Source organism: Helcococcus kunzii ATCC 51366, from assembly GCF_000245755.1.
In the GTDB taxonomy this organism is placed as follows: domain Bacteria; phylum Bacillota; class Clostridia; order Tissierellales; family Peptoniphilaceae; genus Helcococcus; species Helcococcus kunzii.
Genome location: NZ_JH601088.1, coordinates 1867354 through 1887288 on the forward strand (window position 1 = coordinate 1867354; position 19935 = coordinate 1887288).

The 19935-nt window shown below is 27.7% G+C and carries 17 protein-coding genes; 6 read left to right on the forward strand and 11 right to left on the reverse strand.

Features of this window, described 5'->3' with window-relative positions:
• The 3 genes from HMPREF9709_RS10095 to HMPREF9709_RS09995 form a co-directional block, all read right to left on the reverse strand.
• On the reverse strand, positions 1 to 617 hold a 617-nt coding region (locus tag HMPREF9709_RS10095), incomplete at its 3' end, for a fibronectin type III domain-containing protein (protein WP_005399166.1).
• 562 nt (positions 618 to 1179) lie between these two features.
• Positions 1180 to 1509, reverse strand: a complete 330-nt coding sequence (locus HMPREF9709_RS09990; RefSeq protein WP_005399167.1) for an antibiotic biosynthesis monooxygenase family protein — start codon at positions 1507 to 1509, stop codon at positions 1180 to 1182.
• A 12-nt stretch (positions 1510 to 1521) separates the two neighbouring features.
• On the reverse strand, positions 1522 to 1836 hold the full coding sequence (locus tag HMPREF9709_RS09995; protein ID WP_005399168.1) for a DsrE family protein: 315 nt from the start codon (positions 1834 to 1836) through the stop codon (positions 1522 to 1524).
• 168 nt (positions 1837 to 2004) lie between these two features.
• Between HMPREF9709_RS09995 and HMPREF9709_RS08320 the strand changes: the two genes are divergently transcribed.
• Together HMPREF9709_RS08320 and HMPREF9709_RS08325 are read left to right on the forward strand one after the other, a co-directional pair.
• Positions 2005 to 2361, forward strand: a complete 357-nt coding sequence (locus HMPREF9709_RS08320) for a phage holin family protein (RefSeq protein ID WP_005399169.1) — start codon at positions 2005 to 2007, stop codon at positions 2359 to 2361.
• Between the two features lie 178 nt (positions 2362 to 2539).
• Complete coding sequence (locus HMPREF9709_RS08325; RefSeq protein WP_005399170.1) at positions 2540 to 2860, forward strand: hypothetical protein; 321 nt, start codon at positions 2540 to 2542, stop codon at positions 2858 to 2860.
• Between the two features lie 66 nt (positions 2861 to 2926).
• Here the strand turns inward: HMPREF9709_RS08325 and HMPREF9709_RS08330 are convergent, their stop codons facing one another.
• The 8 genes from HMPREF9709_RS08330 to HMPREF9709_RS08365 form a co-directional block, all read right to left on the reverse strand.
• A complete protein-coding gene (locus HMPREF9709_RS08330) occupies positions 2927 to 6403 on the reverse strand; it encodes an FtsX-like permease family protein (protein ID WP_005399171.1) in 3477 nt (1158 codons plus the stop codon).
• Between the two features lie 37 nt (positions 6404 to 6440).
• Positions 6441 to 7142 carry an ABC transporter ATP-binding protein gene (locus HMPREF9709_RS08335; RefSeq protein ID WP_005399172.1) on the reverse strand — a complete coding sequence of 234 codons (702 nt, stop codon included), beginning with the start codon at positions 7140 to 7142 and terminating at the stop codon, positions 6441 to 6443.
• Positions 7143 to 7319: 177 nt separating this feature from the next.
• The gene (locus tag HMPREF9709_RS08340) at positions 7320 to 9380 is read right to left on the reverse strand and encodes an FAD-dependent oxidoreductase (protein WP_005399173.1); all 2061 of its coding nucleotides are present in this window, start codon (positions 9378 to 9380) and stop codon (positions 7320 to 7322) included.
• 123 nt (positions 9381 to 9503) lie between these two features.
• Positions 9504 to 10388 carry an ABC transporter permease gene (locus HMPREF9709_RS08345; protein WP_005399174.1) on the reverse strand — a complete coding sequence of 295 codons (885 nt, stop codon included), beginning with the start codon at positions 10386 to 10388 and terminating at the stop codon, positions 9504 to 9506.
• Positions 10381 to 11277 (reverse strand): ABC transporter ATP-binding protein, encoded by an 897-nt coding sequence (locus tag HMPREF9709_RS08350; RefSeq protein WP_005399175.1) that lies wholly within the window; start codon positions 11275 to 11277, stop codon positions 10381 to 10383. The genes HMPREF9709_RS08345 and HMPREF9709_RS08350 overlap by 8 nt, the downstream gene beginning before the upstream one ends.
• A gap of 142 nt (positions 11278 to 11419) precedes the next feature.
• Positions 11420 to 12223 (reverse strand): GNAT family N-acetyltransferase, encoded by an 804-nt coding sequence (locus HMPREF9709_RS08355; protein WP_005399176.1) that lies wholly within the window; start codon positions 12221 to 12223, stop codon positions 11420 to 11422.
• A 15-nt stretch (positions 12224 to 12238) separates the two neighbouring features.
• Complete coding sequence (gene ctlX / locus HMPREF9709_RS08360) at positions 12239 to 13129, reverse strand: citrulline utilization hydrolase CtlX (protein ID WP_005399177.1); 891 nt, start codon at positions 13127 to 13129, stop codon at positions 12239 to 12241.
• A 26-nt stretch (positions 13130 to 13155) separates the two neighbouring features.
• Positions 13156 to 13455, reverse strand: a complete 300-nt coding sequence (locus HMPREF9709_RS08365; protein ID WP_005399178.1) for a DUF4298 domain-containing protein — start codon at positions 13453 to 13455, stop codon at positions 13156 to 13158.
• A gap of 1799 nt (positions 13456 to 15254) precedes the next feature.
• Here HMPREF9709_RS08365 and HMPREF9709_RS08370 point away from each other — a divergent pair.
• The 4 genes from HMPREF9709_RS08370 to HMPREF9709_RS08385 are packed head-to-tail and all read left to right on the forward strand — an operon-like array spanning position 15255 to position 19844.
• A complete protein-coding gene (locus HMPREF9709_RS08370) occupies positions 15255 to 15635 on the forward strand; it encodes a hypothetical protein (protein ID WP_157573259.1) in 381 nt (126 codons plus the stop codon).
• Positions 15636 to 15682: 47 nt separating this feature from the next.
• A complete protein-coding gene (locus tag HMPREF9709_RS08375; RefSeq protein ID WP_005399181.1) occupies positions 15683 to 16828 on the forward strand; it encodes a hypothetical protein in 1146 nt (381 codons plus the stop codon).
• Positions 16812 to 17717 carry an ATP-binding cassette domain-containing protein gene (locus tag HMPREF9709_RS08380; protein WP_005399182.1) on the forward strand — a complete coding sequence of 302 codons (906 nt, stop codon included), beginning with the start codon at positions 16812 to 16814 and terminating at the stop codon, positions 17715 to 17717. Before HMPREF9709_RS08375 ends, HMPREF9709_RS08380 begins: the two co-directional genes overlap by 17 nt.
• On the forward strand, positions 17718 to 19844 hold the full coding sequence (locus HMPREF9709_RS08385; protein WP_005399183.1) for a hypothetical protein: 2127 nt from the start codon (positions 17718 to 17720) through the stop codon (positions 19842 to 19844).
• Positions 19845 to 19935: the final 91 nt, after the last annotated feature.

The following is a 19935-nucleotide window of genomic DNA, read 5'->3' on the forward strand; positions in this document are numbered from 1 at the left end:
CCTGCGATGTACAAGAAGTCAAATGGTGATTCTTTTGAGTAATCACTTAATTGCTTAAATATCGCACCTGTTGCTTCTGCTCTTGTTGCATCTGCGATTTGCGGATCTGCTAACATCGCAAATCTTACTTTTCCTTCAGTACCTTTTGGTGCTGCTGTTCTAAATTCACCTTCAACTATATTTGATAAGTTTTCAAGTGTATAAGTATATTTGCTTGATGCTTTTAATCCTTTAACTTCAGAAGTATATGTGTATACTTTTTCATTTGAAGTACCTTTTACTGTTTCTGTAAATACTTCTTTTCCATTTTCATCTTTTACAGTAACTTTTACATCTGTATTTTCAACTGTCACCCAAGATAAATTCTTTTCTGTAGCTGCATCTGCACCTACGTGTGCGTTTACTTGTTTAATGTTTTGATTTGGATCATTTGTCTTTTCTTCTGCTTTAGTACTATCTTTTTCTACTTGCTCAGTAGTTGTTTCTTTATTTTCAGAAATCGCTGTTGTTTCAACGTCTAAATTATTTGCTGAAACATTAGCAAGATTACCAAAAACCGGAAAAACTATCGAAAAAGCAAGTAATAGTGATAAAATTCTTTTTGATAAATTTTTCATCATTCCCCTCCACAAAATATTTACAGAAACATATATCTGCAATATTAATTTATCACATAGGAGACCATCAAGGTCAAGTATTTTACACACTTTTTGCATGGATTTAACATTCAGAAAAGTAAAGCGTTTTATGTAAAATATGTGTTAAATCTATGAAAAGTATTGTAAAATTTGATAATTATTTTACATATGGATTATATTTCAATAATTAAAAAATTTTAGAGCTGATTATGTGATGGTTAGAAGAAAGTGGAAATAACCTGTGAATATACATTCATAAATAACAATTAAATAACGTTAAAAATGAAACTTCCTCCTAAAAGTTGCAAAATGATGAAATATTTTTCAATTTATAGTATACTTTTCTATGAAAAATATAGAAATTTTTCATTATTCTCTTATAAATGTAAAAGGAGCTGTGCTAAGTAGCTCCTTTTAATTTATTTAAATTCAAATAAAATCGCCTAAGTATCTTATCACTCAGGCGCTTATTTTTCTTAATATTTAATTTATCAATTTTACCCTGTCAAACTTCGGCTAATTTTTAACATTTATTTATACATTATTCTCTGATGTACTCCCTATCTTTTTCAGGTATTTCGTCATCTGTGATATATCTCTCAACATGCATTCTTAAGTCATATTTTTCTCTTAGCTCTAAAATTTTTACCATCATAGGAGAATTATGGTGTTTATCAATAGCTTTTTGATTTTCCCAACTATCCACTAGAAGCACAGTATCAGATTTATCTATAGGTACAAAATAATCGTATCTGATATTTCCCTTTTGTGCTTTTATATCCTTAACCACTCCAGAGCTAATCATCTCCTTAGCAAAATTAATCGCATTATCGCCTTCGCCTCTATAATATATATTTACTGTGATAGCCATGTCTCCTCCAATTTATGGTCTAATATATGCATAACCTTCTGATTGTTTTTCAGCTAATTCAACAACACCCGCAGGTACAACTTTTATTTTTTCAATTAAATCTTCTTTTTTAATATCATTTCCCTTAAGCGCATTGCCACAAGCAACAAAATTTGCATTTAACTCTTCAATCTTTTTAATATTTTCTTCATCAAGATAACCCTTTACCGCTTCAGCATTTGCTAAAATCTCAATTGTTGCACCAGTTTTTTCATTTAAGAAATTTTTTACATTTTTCAATGTCAAATCCCATTTACTCATCTCATCAATGTGAAATATAACTTTCATATGTCCTCCCTTAAATTCTCCTTTTACATTTTCTAAAACAATGTTTCATATTTACAATACATATACCCATAATGATTAAACTTACAAAAAATGGTTATAAATGAATATATCAATAACAATGATCTAGATTAAAATTTAATAGTTATTGAACACAAAAAAGGAGATAAAATGAATAATACAAATAATAAGATTAATATTGGAGGCTTAATTGCAAGACTATTGGTATCAATGATAGTAGTTGGATTAACTAACTTTCTAGTACCAGGAATGTCAAACAAAGGTGGATTAGGAAACCTTGCATTAATCGCAATTGCAATTGCCGTAATAGAACATTTATTAGCAACCTTCCTAGGACTTTCAAAAGCAGGAAGAGGAGCTTCCGGATTTTTAGTAATGGCATTAATTTTATATCTATCCGGTCAAATTATTGGTGGTTACAAAGTAACTATTATAGGTGCTTTAATCGGTGGTATCGTGTATGGACTTGTTTCATCAATCATACCAGGAGAAAAATTAAATTCATAAAAGAAATAATAATTAAGAGTAATGCTATAGATGGGATACTGTCTATAGCATTATTTATTTTCTATTAATGATAAATAATTGACAAGATTGATGTAAAATCTTAAAATATTTATATTAGAAAATACTAATAACATTGTATTTTCCTAAATAAATTTATTGAAAATGTGAGGTATTAATTTTGTTAAAAAGATATTATTCACTTATAACATTTATTCTATCTTTTATTTGCTTGTATTTAGCAAATTTTTACGATGTATTTGTTCTAAATGCTATATTTATCCTTGTATTCATTTTTGCTCAAAGATACATTGGTGAACAAAAATATGAAATGGATTTTATGAAGCAATATGAAAAATTTTATCTTCCTATTGCTATCTTTTGTTTAATAGTATTTTTATTACTTAAACTAGTATTTAAGGCAGATAAGATATATACTGATCTATTTTTTAGCTTAGTATTAACTTTAGCAATATTGAAGGGAAGTATGGTAGAAAAATAAAAATAGGATTGAGAAGTATTAAGATATACTTTTCAATCCTTTTTTAATTTGCAATGGCTATAACCTCTATTCTACTGATTTCAAGGATTCAACCATGTCTATCTTATCCATATTTCGCTTGGACAATATCATAACTATAAGTGTAAATAGTATAGTTAGAAGTGTTGCGTAGACAAAGTTTAGGACCATCATTTGCGGATCGAACTGGAATGCTCCTGGAGATAGATAGTAGACAATTATGCCATGCATAATTTTTGCTACAAAGTATCCAAAGAATATTCCAATAACCGTAAGAAGTATATTTTCCTTAAAGATATAGGAAACTACTTCATTTGGCCTAAATCCTAAAACCTTGATAGTAGATATTTCTCTAATTCTTTCTGAAATATTTATATCGGTTAAATTGTATAACACGACTAATGCTAACATAGCTGATACACCAATTACTAAAACGATAACGACATTTAATGAATCACTTAAATCATTTAAAGTGTCTCGTAAATCAATGATTGGAATGAATGCACTTGAAGCATCATAATCCGAAAGTTCCTTTCTCATTTCATTTACTGATTTATCATCCGTTTCTTTTAGTTTTAGTAAATAAGCATTAGGTTCGGCTTTTTCGTCAACTATATTTTTGTATGTTTTATCTGACATATAGGCTACGTGATTGAAGTATTGTTCTGTAATTGCTGAAATTTCAATCTTGTGTTCTATACCGTCTTTATCCTTAAATACAAGGTCATCCCCCACTTTTAACTCTTGGTTTTTGGATAGTTTTTCACTGATAATAACTTTTCCATCTTCAAGTTTGCGGTCCTTTTTACTCTTTCTATTTCTTAATGTAATAAATTCTGAAATGTCTTTATCTGAAGCCATCACAGTCAATTGTTCATTAAAACCTTCAGGAGTTTTTACTGATGCTTGTTCATAAATTAGGTTTGTATATTTATTTGTTTTTTTCTTAATGTATTTGTTGAAATCATCAAAATCATCGGCTTGGTCATTGTAAATAACCTGAGCATCATAATTATAAATTTCTCCAAATTGTTTTGGAGCGACATTTTTTATAGAAGTTTGTATACCAAAGCCCATCGCCATCAGACCAAAGCTTCCTGCGACACCGATAATTGTGATTAGCATTCTTATTTTATTTCTAAAAATATTTCTTAGAGAAACTTTATTTAAGAATGATAATTTGTTCCATATGAATGGAATACGCTCAAATATCGTTCTCTTTGCTTTCTTTGGTGGTTTTGGCCTCATAAGACTAGCAGCATTTTCTCTTAAACTCTTGTGGACTGTAAAATACACAGTTAAACCAATAAGGGATAATGTCGCTATGACAATGATTATACCTTTATCTATTTCAAATACAAAAGATGAAATTTCAAGATTTGTAAATGAAGTATATGCTCTTACAATTGGAGGCATTAAGACGTATCTACCGACAAAAATACCTAATATTGAACCAATTAAAGCCGCAGTAAGTCCGTATGATAGATATTTCAGTAGAATATTGTTTTTACTATATCCTAGAGCCTTTAATGTACCAATTTGTGATCTCTCATTTTCTACCATTCTGAGTATAGTTGTCAATGTGACTAGTATGGCAACTAGGTAGAAAAGAGTTGAGAATATATATGACATATAGTTTAAACTTGTAGCTTGATCGACAAATGTGTAAAAACCAACATGTCCATATTTACCTTGAATACCATAAGCTGGCACATCGAGTGATGCCAATCTTGTTTCTGTATCCTTAATATCTTTTTCCGCATCTTTTATCTTCTTATTTGCATCTTTTGACTTAGTTTCAAACTCTTTCTTTCCATCTTCGTATTCTTTTAATCCGTCTTGATATTTAGCTCTCGCATCTTCTAGTTCTTTTAGGCCTTTTTGGTATTCTTCTTGACCTTTTTTATAGTCAGCTAAAGATTTATTATATTTTTCTTTAGAAGAATTAAATTCCTCAAGACCACTTTGATATTTATCCAATCCATCTTGATATTCCTTTAACCCCTTGTTATAGTTGGCTTCTGCAGCATCAAGCTTAGATTTTGCCTTATCTAACTCAGCTTTACCACTAGCTTCTGTCTCTTGCAATATTTTTTTAGAAGCATTTAATTCATTTTGTTTCGCCTGAATGTCTTGTTTTGCTTTATCTAACTCTTTTTTAGCCTGATCTAATTGTGGTTTAGATTCATAAATTTTTTTCTCTTCTGAAGCTAACAGTTTCAATTTATTATCTAAATCTTCTCTTGTTTGGCTAATTTTTGTAAATCCTTGGCTTATCTCTTCTAAACCTTGATTTATCTGTTGTAATCCTTGTTCTATCTCTTTTTTCTTCGCTTCTAATTCATCTAATTTATCAAAAGCTGCAATAAGCTCTTGATTTCCTAATTTTTCAGCAAATTCGCGTGTCATACCTAATGGGATTTTTGATTTTATGGTGTCTATCCCATCATTTACACTTTGTAAGTTTTGCTCAAGACTTGCTTTTTTATTACTTAATTCTGCTTTTTTGTTATTTAAATTATTTTCTTCTGTATCTAAATTTTTTAATGTAGTATCAATCGTTTCTTTGTTTTTTGTGATTTCTGCCAAACCATTTTCTAATTCAACTTTAGAATCATCTAATTCTTTTTGACCTTTTACTATTTCTTTCTTGGCATCTTCTATCTCTTTTTTCGCATCGTCTAATTCTTTTTGACCGTCAGAAATTTCCTTTTTTCCTTTATCTAACTCTTTTCTCGCATCCGCTATTTCATCGTCTGCTTCTTTTTTTATTTCTTGCTTTACTTCTTCTGGTCTTTTATCAAAGAATTTAGTAATCTCATCTACTTTCTTAGTTTCTTTAAGCTTAAACTCATCAGAAGAATAGTCATAATTATTTTTATAGTCTATATTAATCAACGCCAAATCTGGATATTTCTTATTCATAGCTTCATTAAGAACTGTACCAAAATAGTTACCTTCAGTACCGCCCGTTCTTGTATTGTTGATATATTCTATAGAATCTACATATCCCACTATTGTGAATTCTTCAACATTTAATAGCTTTCTGCCATTTTCCTCTTCATTTTCAAATGAAATTTTACTTCCAATTTTATCGCCATATTTTTCAAAATGTTGATAATCAAGTGCTATTTCATTATCTTTCTTTGGCATTCGTCCTTTTTTAACAACATTTATATCGATATTTTGTGTTTTTGAAAATAGCATAACAGAATATTCTTCTTCTTTGACATTAAAAATATTCTTTTCAACATATTCCGCATTACTATATCCCGGAATGTTTTTTATAATCTCTTTATCTTTATCGCGTATTCCAGTATATGAAGAAACCTTGATATCATGCATTTTATGATCTTTTGCTTTATCTAAGATTACCTTTTTTAAATTAGGCACGCCAGATTGTAATCCAATAAAAATGGCCGCACTAAGCCCAGTCATAGCAATAATTGCTAAAAATCGTGATAATGAATTTTTAATTGTCTTAATGCTATCCTTCCATAAAGCGGATTTAAAAAAGTTCTTCATTATTACCAGCCATTATTTCAAAAATCTGTAACGTTGACTACCATTCTATATCTTCAATAGGAATAGGGTTTGAATTTTTTTCAATATTTAACACTTTAGCATCTCTTATCTCAATAACTTTATCTGCCATTGGTGAAATAGCAGCATTGTGCGTAATTACAATAACAGTTGTTTTAGTTTTTTTACAAGTGTCATGTAGTAGTTTTAATATTTGTTTACCCGTTTTATAGTCAAGTGCACCAGTTGGCTCATCACATAATAGAATTTTAGGATTTTTTGCCAATGCTCTCGCAATTGAAACTCTTTGTTGTTCCCCACCTGATAATTGAGAAGGGAAATTATTTAATCTATCTCCTAATCCTACCATTTCTAATGTTTCTTTTGGATCAAAAGCATCCTCTACGATTTGCGTTGCCATTTCAGCATTTTCAAGTGCAGTTAAATTTGGGATAAGATTATAGAATTGAAAAACAAAACCAATATCATATCTTCTATAATTTGTTAATTGCTTTTCGTTATATGATGAAATCAAATTGCCATCAACATATATCTCACCTTTATCACAAGTATCCAATCCACCTAAAATATTTAAGGTGGTTGATTTTCCCGCACCTGAAGGTCCAACAATGACTACAAACTCGCCTTTGTCGATATCAAAACTTACACCATTATTGGCATGTATTTCATTGTCTCCCATTTTATATATTTTATGCACATCTCTAAAACTAATATAGCTCATGACTTTCCTCTCATTAAAACTAATTACTATACCTACTATTATTATAAACTGAATAGAAAGATGTATCAATCAAAACATTGAAATTTCAAAGATTTATTTTAAATGCAAAAAACCTTGAAGAAATATCTTCAAGGAATTTCGCAGTTATTCTATTGTGTCAATGTAATAACATCAAATTTATTTGCTGTCTTTCACTAATGTGTCAGCAGCTTCTTTACCAAATACAACTGTGTCAACAACAGCGTTTCCACCTAATCTGTTTGCTCCGTGGATACCGCCTGTTACTTCACCAGCTGCATAAAGACCCTTAATCACTTCTCCTGATTCATTTAACACACGTCCATTTGGATCTATTGACAATCCACCCATTGTATGGTGCAATGACGCTTGTCTAGGTGTAGCCACCCATGGGCCTTTTTCTAATTTTGTTGAATATAAAATACGTCCAAATTCATCTTTACCAGAGTCAACACTTGCATTGAACTTATCTATTGTTTCTTGTAATGTTTTAGCATCACATCCGATTTGTTTTGCTAAATCTTCAACTGTGTCCGCAACTAAGATATATCCCTTTTCTTTTAGATAGTCAAATGTAAAACCATCTGCTGATCTCCAATTTGGATCTTTAATATCAACATAACCTTTTCCATCACCTGATTCTAACATAAAGAACATTGAATCAGTTTGAGACATTACGCCTTTGGAAATTTCATCTCTTCGTCCGTCTTCTCTTACGAATCTCTTACCTTCTTTATTTATGAAAATAATTTGATCTGTACCATTTACATCACGTGGTGGATATTTAGTAAGTTGTCCATCTTTTGTATTTCCTAGATATAACAATTGGATTTGTTCCATATCTGTTAAACCAGCTTTAGCCTTTAATCCTAACTCTATACCATCACCTTGTGAACTTGTTTCTCTATTTGTTGTTGCAACTTTTGATAAATCATCCCATTTTCCAGATGTATTGTATTTTTGTATCATTTCACCATTCGCTGCAAAACCACCTGTCGCAATAATCACACCATTTTTTGCTTTAATAGTGTATTCTTTTTGGGAATGGTTATTTTGAACTTTTACTCCAACAACCTTATCTCCATCCATTACGATGTCTTTTGCTGTAGTTTGCAAAATGATTTCAATTTTATCTTTATTTTTTTCTACTTGATCTGCATATGTGGAAATAAAGCCGGTACCCATATCCATTACAGATGTATGAGTTCTTTGCCATAATGAACCAGCCCCTTGGCTCACGCCTTTATCAAATTCCATGCCTAAGTCTTGTATCCACTTAAATCCATCAAATGCTTGATATGTAAGTGTCTTAACTAAGTCTAATTGGGCAACATTATCGCCACCATTCCAAGTTTGTAATGCATACCATTCTTTAGTATCAAATAAATTTTTTCTACCTTCAGCTTTATATTGTTCCCATTGTTTTTTAACTTCATCCATTAAAGCTTTATGCTCGTCATTTACTGGTTTTTGAGATAATGCTTTTTCTAAAGTATCCTTAACAGGAGCAGTCATCTCAACTATGCTTTGAGTTTCTGGATTTGGTGTGTTATAAATAGCACCACATACTAATGTATTTCCTCCAACTGCACCATTTTTTTCAATGATTATAACTTTTTTACCTTGTTGTGCGGCTGATATAGCACCTGCTAAACCAGATCCACCTCCACCAATGATCACAACATCAGTTTCCATATCGTCAATTTTATCTTTATATGTATTTTCTTTTTTCCAATCCTCTAGATTTGCTCCAGCTTGCTCCATAGCATCGGAAACGGCTCTTTTAATAGCCTTAGAAGAAATTGTTGCACCTGTAACATCGTCAACATCTATATTTTGTGATTCAACAATTTTTTCAGGTATGTCAACTGTTGGTACAATAACGCCAGTACGTACAATTTTGTCGCTTTTATCTTTCAATTCTCCACCTATACCTGGTGTTTCGGAGTGTTTTAAAACTTTAACTGATTTAATTTCCTTATCAGTTACTTCAACTTCTACTTCTATATCATCATTCATACCAGGTGTTTTTGCTGTATATTTACCAGCTTTTAAACTACCTGACTGTTCTTTCTGAGTATCATCTTTTGTTTCTTTTGTGGTGTTTTCTTCTGTTTCTTTGATTGATTCTTTATCAGTTTCTTTATTATTAGCATTACAAGCTGTAAACACAAGTATAAACGCTAAAAATAAAGCCAATAGACTTCGATGTTTTTTCATTTCTCCCTCCGTTATAATATTATATTTAAAGAATAACGCTTAAAAAGTATATTGTCAACAGATTAACGATAAAATTTTAACATTTAAATAAAAAACAATAGGGCTGATATACAGCCCCACTATTTAGCCTATATTTATATCTTTTTTGTTTAGAACAGTTAAATTCAATAGTAAATAAACTACAAAATATACAGCTATTAAAGGTAAAAACTCTTTAATGTAATTCATCATCTCATTGTCAGCTAATTCCATTGTAAAATTGCTAGCTTTATTTATTAATGAAATATCAACTAACTTAAATGGTAATAATTTTAATCCATCAAACATATTGAAGAATGGAATTAATATTTGTTGAACAAGTAAGATTGAAACAATTGATGTAGTTGTAATATTTCCAGAAAGATTTGCTATAAGTATTATCATAGCTGATATTGTAGTTAATGATAATAAATTTATTCCTGAGAATGTAAGCAATTTTGACCAATCAATATTTAAGTTTCCTGTAAGTATTTTTGAAGTCAATGAATATATTATTATAGTCACAATCATTAACAAAATCGCATATACTATCGCAATAAATATTTTAGCAAAAGGCATCATCTTTCTATAATCTTTTATTGTTAATAAATTTTTTATGTATCCTGAAGTGTATTCTTTTGTGGCTGTAATTGAAACAAATACGGTCAACATAATCAATATCAATGAACCACCAGTTAAATGTTTAATATTTTCCTCAAAACTAAATTGCTTATTAATAGTTTCTTTTCTTAAAGCTTCTAATTTACTTGGTGTCATATCTTTTTCAGGATCTTTAGAAATTTCTCTTTGGAAATCTTCAATAGAATTTGTCTGCATTGCTCTTAAATATGAGACATCTTCTGCACTTTGTATTGTGTAATAATTTGCAAATACAGGCAATAATGTAAATAATATAAATACTAGCATTATTATATAAGTACTCTTGCTATTAAAAGCTCTTTTTAATTCATATTTAAATAGATTAAGCATTTACCATTCCTCCTGTTAGATTTAGATAATAGTTTTCTAATGATTGATGTGTTGTAAATATCTCTTCAAGGTAAATTTGGTTTTCGGCTAGATATCTATTTATTTCTTTTGTGTCCACATCTTCTGAAATATATATTGTTTTGCCATCTGTTTGTTCAATTTTTGTTATCTTAAGTTTATTTATCAGTAAATTAACCACTTCAGAGGCATTTTCCACAACAATCTTTACTTTATCTTTATCTACTTTTGCAAGTTCTTCTGATGAAATTTCTGTTATTAAAGAACCATTATCAATAATCCCAAATCTAGTTACTGTTTTAGCTAATTCATCTAGAATGTGACTTGAAATGATAATTGTCATATCCCTTTCTTTAGATAATCTTTTTATTAAATTTCTAAAATCATTCATCCCTTGTGGATCCATACCATTTGTAGGTTCATCTAAAATCAAAATTTCAGGATCATTAATTAAAGCAATAGCAAGTCCCAATCTTTGTTTCATACCAAGAGAATATTGTTTAATCTTTTTCTTTTCTCCCCCAAGTCCAACGGTATTCATTAATTCTTCGGCATATTTTTTGTTATTTATCCCTAAAGCTGTAAGTTTTAAGTTAATATTTGTTAATCCGTCAAGTTCTTGAATCAATCCCGGACTTTCAATCAATAAACCTATTTTTGGTCTATTATTATCTGTTGTATTTATTGTAACTTCTCCTGAAGTTGGCTTAATCAAATCTGATATCATTTTTAATACAGTAGTCTTACCAGCTCCATTTCTACCAATAAGTCCATAAATATCTCCGCGATTTATTGTCAAATTAACTTTATCTGCAGCAAGTTTTTTTCCATATCGCTTTGTTAGGTTATTTGTCTTAACTATGCTTTCCATTTCATCTCCTTCTCATTTTTTATTCAGTATCTCTGTACTATTTATATAGTACACCACTATTCCATATTTGTCTAGTATTAAAAAAAAAATTAGGCATTGCTTATTAACCTTGTAGTTATAACGCTTTGCCTCATTTTACATTTTACTTATTCACTTTTCTATACTCTGTTTGAGAAAATACTTTTTTAAATCCCAAACTCTGATAAACATGATTTGAAATTGGATTTTTCTGATCTACATTTAATGTCGCAATCTTTCCTTTTTCTATTATTTCATTTTTTATGGCATTTACTACTTTTTTTGCTAATTTCTGACCTCTATACTCTGATCTTGTATATACATCAGAGATATTCATAGTATCATCTGATGTTTCCTTAAATTTAGCAAAACTAACAATCTTATTATCTTTTCTAATAATTCTATATAAGCTGATATTATCTTCTATTTTTTCTCTCTTAACTTCATCAATAATACCAACATCGATTATAAATTTTTTCATACATTCAAAAATTTCATCAACATCTGTGTCTTTAGCTTTTTCAACTTCGTCACTAGAAGATTCAGTTATTTTTCTCGCTTCCATAAAATCCATTTCTAAAGCTTTATAATATTGAAAATCATAACCGTTAGTTAATACATCTTTTATAGTATTACCTAGCGTAGATTCACTTAAATAGTTATTAATATTATATCCTTTATCACTTATATATCTAATCATTTCTCTAACACATACTTCATCGCCATAAATTAGAGTATTACGAGGTACTAATCTTAAGACAAGTAGAAACTTATCATCTTGAATGCATTTCAGAGCAAAATTGTTTTCATCTGTTTTCATCAAAGTGTTTCCATTTGTAAAAAATAAATTTGCTTGGTATCTTGCATTACTTAATGTATCTAAATTATCATTGATAAATTCCTTACCATTTTTATATTCAATTATCATATAAAATTCTCTCTTTTATCTAAATATTTCCGCCATCATGCATCTAGCAGAGCCTCCGCCCAATTGTTCAATAGTGTCTATTTCAACAGTAACAATAGGTAGTTTTGTTTCTATTTTTTCAATCTGTTCTTTTGTAAATGCATCATAAGCAGATGTTGACATTGTTAAAAATTTTCCTTCTTCTCCCTTAAGTTCCAAGACATTTCCGGAAAAATTAAGTATTTGTGCACCACTCAGTGCTATCACTTCATGAGTTTTTGAAAGCTCAGAAATTATTGTTTGTCTATATTCTTCGTCAATTAAATCTTCAGCGATAAATGCAAAATCTGAAGTTATACTCATCATAACATTTGTATGATAAATCTCTTTTCCCATTTGATGAGAAACAAATGGAAATGCCTTATATCCTAATTTATCGCACACTTCTTCAAATAAATTTCTATCTGATCTTTTGGATAATGAACAATATGCTTTTTTATTTTCTCTATCAAAAACAATCGCTCCTGTACCTTCTAAAACAATATCTTCCGTTGACTTTGAAGATAAATCAATAATATTTGAAGGTTTATATATTTCTATCAACTCATCCCTGAATTTTTTTATCTCTTCACATCTATTTTCTGTCAGCATCGGGTAAATGACTAAATCTCCATTATGCGTAGAAAACCAATTATTTGGGAAAATACTATCCGGTGTATAAGGATCAATCGTGTCTTTTACAACATCAACCTTTACCCCTTTTTCCAATAGAATATTTACAAAATTATCAAACTCATTAAGAGCTAAAATCTGGATATCATCATCATTTAATTCACTTTCATTTTGATATAAATTATCTAGTGAAGTTTGTTTATTATAATTAAAACGAATTGGTTGCACCATAAGTACTTCATTTGTTGATTGCATCTTATTCTCCTATATTTAGAATACTACTAATATTCCTTAATCATCTTTGTTGCAATCTCAAGCATTCTAATAGAAGTTTGATGAGAATCTCCCAACAAATCATATGCTAAATCTTCTGAAAGAACTCCACATGCGATATCATCATATTCATCCGTTTCATTTGAAATATCCACATCATTCATATATTCTTCGCTGATATAGTATTCTTTTAATTTATTTAAATCTTCTGTCTTTGCTTCTAATTTATCTAAAACCTCATTTAATTCATTCAATAAATCGGTTAGTTCGTTTAATCTTTTTTCATTTTCAATAACGTCTTTTTTCATATTTACCTCACTTAAACTTTTCTTAATTATATATTTAATATTCTTTTATTGCAATTAGCATAATACAATTGATCGTCTTAAAGAAGTTTATAGATTTTATTATATAAAATATGAAAAAAGAGCTGTTGCAAAATTACTTTTAGTCATTCTGTAACAGCTATTTTATTAGTATTCAATATTTTAACATTTCATTGTAATGAATAATACCTACATGTTCAAAGCATTTATACAAAAGAGGATATACATAATTGTAAAAAGTAATAATTACTATTTTCTAGAATTATTCTCCTTTTGACCCTGGCGTTTTTAATTTTTCTTAATTCGCTAGGGCTAAAATTTCACTTCTGACCCTGGTGTTTTCGCTTTTTTCCAATTCGCTAGGGCTAAAATTTCACTTCTGACCCTAGTGTTTTCGCTTTTTTCCAATTCACTAGGGCTAAAATTTCATTTTTGACCCTGGCGTTTTCGTTTTTATTTAATTCGCTAGGGTTCTAAAGCCATTTTTGACCCTGGCGTTTTCTATTTTTCTTAATTCGCTAGGGTTCTAAATCAAATTTTGACCCTAGTGTTTTTGATTTTTCTTAATACAGTAGGGTTTTGAATACATATTTTTATTTTCAATATACTTTGCTATCATAAGCAAAAATTCAAAATTTAAACTTCCCAAGTTATAAAACAATCCTTATTTTTCAACATCGTCTTTTTTCTTACTTTTTTTATTGTATATAATTGTTGATAATATCGCTATATTAGCTAATGCATTAATAACAATAATTAAAATTAAAATTCTTTCTTTCATTTTTCTACCCAATATCCATTCGAATCAAAATTATACCATTTTCCATTTTATCTATCACATAATTATAGCAAATAAAGCCTATAATTAGTGTACATATAAATTTTCAATTGATTAATCTCACATTCAACCTTACGATTATTTGTGTTTTAATTATATAATATTTTTAAATAATCGTCAACATTTTCACAAATTAGATAATATTTTACGTTGTAAAACTTAGTAACCCAACTATACTCTATAGGAAATGACATAATTTCTTTATAGATTGAGCTCAGATGATTGTTTTTTTTATAAGAGAAGAGAAAAGAAATCATAAATATAGAAGATTTTCCCGAGGAGAAGCAAAAAAAATACTATTTGAAAAAATAAGAGAATACAAAAATGTTGAAAAACAGATGATTTAATAGATTTTATGATTAAATTTAACTTATATTTACTTAGATAAAATAAGAACGATTATAAAATTATGTTCTTTTTTTGAAACTGACCAAAATGACAAATACTATTTGATATAGATAGTATTTTAATCATGATAAACTTCTAAAAATAATTTTTTTATTAAACAACAGCTATTTTTACTTAGTTTTTTCTTAAATTTATTTCTATTTCATCAATTATTCATACACATTTTGTAAGTAATATCCATCATCTATGAATACCGATAAGTGATAAACAATAGTTACTCACTCATAATATACAACATAATAAACGATATCATATATTTAAATACTTCATTTAGGGAAACAATGCCGATAAAATACTTATTTTACAAATTATAGTTTTGTTTAATTCAAAATACATATTATATTTCATGTAATCATGTAAATAGCTAAACAAGTTTAAAATATAATGTATCTTCAAATCTCCTTTCAACAATATTTCTATAATTTTTTTATTTATTTTTAAAAGTAAAGAAATCGTTTACTTATATAAATAATTTTGCTATAATTAAATAAGTATTAAAGGTGCAAATGAATATAAATATATGAAAGAAATTCAAATGAAAAGTATAAAAAACAAAATTTTCTTATGTTGTATTATTAGCTGTTTATTATTAACAAACCCTTCTGCATTTGCTTCATCAAATAAGATTGCATACAGAGAATCAGGTAAAACAAAATATTATAGAGTAACTGTTACCATTAACAATTCTAAATCTACAACACATACCATTTCGGGAGAATACCAAAGCGGTCCTTCTGGTCATGGAATGGTTTATTTTACTATAAGAGGTGAAGTACAAGAATCTGTAAAAGTTAATGGAACTGGTCAATCATCATATTGGTATGCAAGTTATAAGTTAAGTGTAGGTAATATATATAAAGCACAAACATATGTCCTTACTAAAGGATTAAATGACTACGTAACTGATTATAATTAATAATAAATTGCACCTTTAATACTAATATAAAAAAAAGGACTATTAAAATGACAATAAAAACACCCAATTTAATTAACAAGATTACTCTACTACTTTTGGTTTCTACTTTTTTATTATCATCTTGCGCTAATAAAGAAATAGAAGTAAATAAAAACGAAAACTCATCATTTTACAACTATAATCACAAAATAGCTGAAACCAACAGTGGTTACTACAATTTATATAAAGGCATACTTACATTTATAGATAAAGAAACACTTAAACCATATATCTACGGCAACGAAAGACATGATTTATATACTCTCTTAAATGATGAAGACAAATTAATGAATTCAGAAGCATATTTCGAGAATGCTTCTGAAGTATTTTATGAAGATGGACAAATATATGTTTCAGCAAATACTTACGTTAAACAAATTGATGAAAAAAATAATACTATAAAAACATATGAAAATATAGGATATTCGGATAGTAGGATTCTATATAAAGGTGCTTTTTATTATATACCATTCGAGATTGAACCAAATAAAGAGCCGGAAAATATATTAGAGAAATATGATACAAGAACTGGAAAATATGAAAAATTCTTTGATTTTGCAAAAACAATCGCTGACCTAAAAATGAATGACCTAAACATCGGAAAAATGTTTATAAAAGACGATATTCTATATTTACACTTAACCCTTAGAAATAATAATTCAGAAATTTCAGCTCTAATGTCCATTAATCTTAAAAATAAAAATGTAGAAATAAATACATTTAACGACATGAAGGATTATTCTCTTAATCGATTTTATTTCCAAAACGATAATAAAATTGAATGGTTCGGTCCAATAGATCCTGATGACGAACTAGCATGGTCAAAGAAGCCGTCTTTAATTATTGAAAATGATAAAACTAAAACTAAACTAAATCCACAATGGGCAAAAATATTCTCTAATAATAGTTCCATAGAAACCTCTTTCAGTGCCCTAAACGTATACAAATCTTATAAGATTAAAGATAATGGTTTAGAAAATAATGATTTTATTATCAAACAAAACGGTAAGGAATTAAAGTTGGATGATACGGACTTTCTATATAGGAATTCTTTTAACATTAAATTATCTGATACCAAGGATATTATCCTATCATATGAGGATGGAAACTTAAAAATAATAAGAAATGGTATAAAAAATGACATATATAAATAATACATTAGAAATAACAAATTTATATAAAAAATATAATGGAGCAACTTATTTTTCTTTGGAAAATATCAATATGAATTTTACTCCTGGAATATATGGAATTCTAGGAGCAAATGGCGCTGGAAAAAGCACATTATTTAATATCTTGTCAGGCATCATAGATCAAACATCTGGTCAAGTTTTATTTAATGGTAATGACATTTCATTGAACATAGAAAATTTTAAAGGACATATTGGATATATGCCACAAAATCAAACACTTTATCCAAACTACAGTATAAAAAGATTTTTATATTATATAGCTAGCATCAAAGGTATAAATAGAAAAGAAATTGACAAAGAAATAGATAGAGTTTTGAAAGTAACTGAACTTGTCGATATTAAAGATAGAAGAATTTCATCGCTAAGTGGCGGTATGAAGCAAAGACTATTGATATCACAGGCTCTTTTAGCAGATCCTGACATATTAATTCTCGATGAGCCTACAGCAGGTCTTGATCCTAAACAAAGAATAATAATAAGAAATTTCCTTTCAAAAATATCGAAAGAAAAAATTGTTCTGATATCTACACATGTTGTCTCTGATATTGAGCATATTTCTAAGGAAATAGTAATAATAAAAAAAGGAAAATTAATTTTAAAAGATACACCAGATAAAATATTGAGCAAATTTGAAAATATTTCTTATGAATCAGAGATAGATTCTTTGGACACTCCATACTTTTTAGAAAACTATAATGTAAGTCAAATGCAAATTAGAGCAAATGGAAATAATTATATAAAAATATGTGGTGATTTTCCTAAACCAATAGAATACAAGTCTTACAAATTTAAAAAGTCAAATACTAATTTAGAGGATGTTTATCTATATCTTTTTGAAGGTGGTGATTAGATGAAGATAAATGTTTATGAAGAATTAAAAAAACTAAAATCCCAAAAGGAATTTATTTTATTAATACTTTTATTTTTAATAGCTCTTCCTATGCTTACTTTTAATGGAGTAAATGATTTTAATGACAAATTACAAAACGAAAGAGCTCAAGATGTAAGCAAATATATATCAAATTATAAAACTGATCTTAAATCATCTATAGATAATTTAAGAGATAAAACTAATAGTCCTCAAATTAGATTTAATAAATTACTGAAATCAAGTATAAATAGACAAGCAGATGAGTATGAAAAATTATCTAATTCTCAATTATCATTAGCATTAAATAACCAAAATGGAATATTATTTTTAAACGATACTTCAGCAATAGATAATTTATTACTTGTATTTATATTCTTTATTGGATTTTTAATTTTTGATTTTGACAGAAAAAATAAAACTAATTCACTTATTTCAACTATTAAAAATGGTGGAAAAAATAAGTCCATATCGAAGCTATCACTATATTTTTTGGTATGCCTTGTAATTGCAATAATAACATATAGTCTATATGTAGTTTATATAGCACAAGTAATAGGTTTTGGAGACACTAGCTTAAATATACAATCTTTTGTGGTTTTTAGAGATGCTAATCTAAATATTAGTATCAATCAATATATAATATTGTTTGTATTACAAAAAATATTAACTATTATATTTACTTTATCTATTTTTTCGTTAATATTTTCTTTTTTCAAAGATAGTAGAGTTGAATTATTAGTTGCAATACTTTTTATATTGATTTCATATTGGTCTAAAAACTACATAGCTAATAACAGCATTTTTGAATTTATAAAAGCTTCATCTATTTATACAATGTTTGATATATTCTCAATATACGGAAAATATTCTGATGTTTATTTGTTTTTTACTTTTTTAGACACAAGAACATATATATTAATATTTTCAGCGATTACTATTATATTAACAGTATTTATATCTTATAAGCTTAACAAAAACGAAATTATAGACAGAGAATACATTCCTAATTTAAATATTATTAATAAATTGAAAATTAAATCTTTATTTTTCAATGAATTTATTAGGCTTATTTTTGATTCTAAAGGACTTATAGCCTTATTTATAATAGTTTTAGTCTCTATTTCTTTATATCCTCAAAAAGAAAGAGAACAATATGATTACTTTAGATATACATATATCATGTCTCTCAATGAATTTAAGGGGAAAATTAATCAAAATAAGCTAGATAGGCTTGAAGCAAAAAAATTATATTATGATTCATTAGCTAAAGAAGCAGAAAAAATCGAAGAATCATTTGATAAAGGTGAAATAAACTACAAAGCAAGAGATCTTAGACTTTCAAAAATAGAAGAAGAAAATGCTAAATATGAAGGATTTGAGCAAGTATACAATCAAGCATATACAGCATATGAAAAATCCAACGGAAAGGATAATTTATATTTAGTTGATAAAAAAATAAGCGAGTATAATTTTGAATACAACACATACATATTTATATTTTCCGCAATATCATATTTAATATTGATATTTGTGGTTTCTGAAGTATTCTTTAAAGATTCCTTATTGAAAATGGATCAAATAATTAAATCATGTAAAAATGGTCACATAAATGTGCTGAAAAATCGAACAATTTTATCATTTTTATATGGAATGTTAATCATTTTTATAATACAGATAATTCTATATATCTACTCTAAAGCAAATAATTTAGAAGTTAATTTACATCATTTAGCTCAATCATACACAAGCTTAATAAATTTACCTTCTATAAAACTGTTTTATATATTAATATTTTATTTAATATACTCATCATTAAATATTTTCTTTTTTATTAACTTTATTATTTTTATAAACTTAAAAATAAAGAAAAGAGCCAGCACATATATAATACTATTGGCATTGAGTATATTACCACTAGTATTATCAATGATTAGCAAAAGCATTAATATATTATCACTAAATATATTTTCAAATGCCTTTACATCAATATTTACATTAACCAAATACGGTATTTATAGTCTTGTGTTTGAATCTATACTATTAATCTTGTTATCAATTATCTTGATGAATCAAAACAAAAAATATTGGATAAGAAATAGTTTATAGATTATTCAATTAATAAAAGGAGCTATTGCAAAATTACTTTTAGTAGTTGCACAGCTCCTCTTTTAGAATTAAATCTTTTATCCAATACCCA